The 757-nt window shown below is 67.2% G+C and carries 1 protein-coding gene; it reads left to right on the top strand.

Going from position 1 to position 757, the window contains the following annotated elements; genetic code table 11:
• A partial coding sequence (locus ABD059_RS13565) for a DUF222 domain-containing protein (RefSeq protein WP_343880900.1) occupies positions 1 to 757 on the top strand: 757 nt, incomplete at both ends.

The raw sequence follows: 757 nt of genomic DNA on the forward strand, positions 1-757 counted from the left end.
GCCCGGTGCGACCGCGGGGCGTTCGGATTCGAGAAAACCCTGGCTGCGGCCGAGATCGGCGCGGCGTTGCACCTGCCGGAGCGGACCGCCGGGTTCCTGATCGAACACAGCACCCTGCTGACCCGCCACCACCCGGGCACGTTGAACGCGTTGGAGGAGGGCAGACTCTCACGCCGTCACGCCTGGGCGGTTGTCGAAGAAGCCTCTGACATGCTCGACATCGACCCTGCCCTGGCCGCCGCCTACGAGGCTCGGCTGATCGCGCTGGCCGGTCAGACCACTGTGGCGAAGTTCTGCCGGCAGGCCCAACGGTTACGCGAAAAGCTGCATCCCGAACCCATCAGCAGCCGGCACCGGAAAGCTCTGCGGGAACGCGAGGTGGTCCTGAACCCCGCCCACGATGGGATGGCCTGGCTCGCAGCCTATCTGCCGACCGATCAGGCGGCCGGGATTTTCCACCGGGTCGATACCGCGGCCCGGGCGTTGCAGGGCCCCGACGAGGCCCGGACCCTCACCCAACTCCGGGCCGACGTTCTGGTGGATGTCCTCACCAGCGCCGGACCCACCAGATACCTGAATGAAACATCGGACCCCGCTGACAACGGTTCGAACGGGTCCCGCGGATCCAATCGGCCGGGGGAGGCCAGGACGTTTTGGGGTGTGCAGGCGAAGGTGTTCGTCACCGTCCCGGTGATGACTCTCCTCGGCGGGGATGTGCCGGGTGAGTTGGAAGGCTACGGTCCGATTGATCCCGAGA

Source organism: Arthrobacter flavus (genome assembly GCF_039526005.1).
In the GTDB taxonomy this organism is placed as follows: Bacteria; Actinomycetota; Actinomycetes; order Actinomycetales; family Micrococcaceae; genus Arthrobacter_D; species Arthrobacter_D flavus.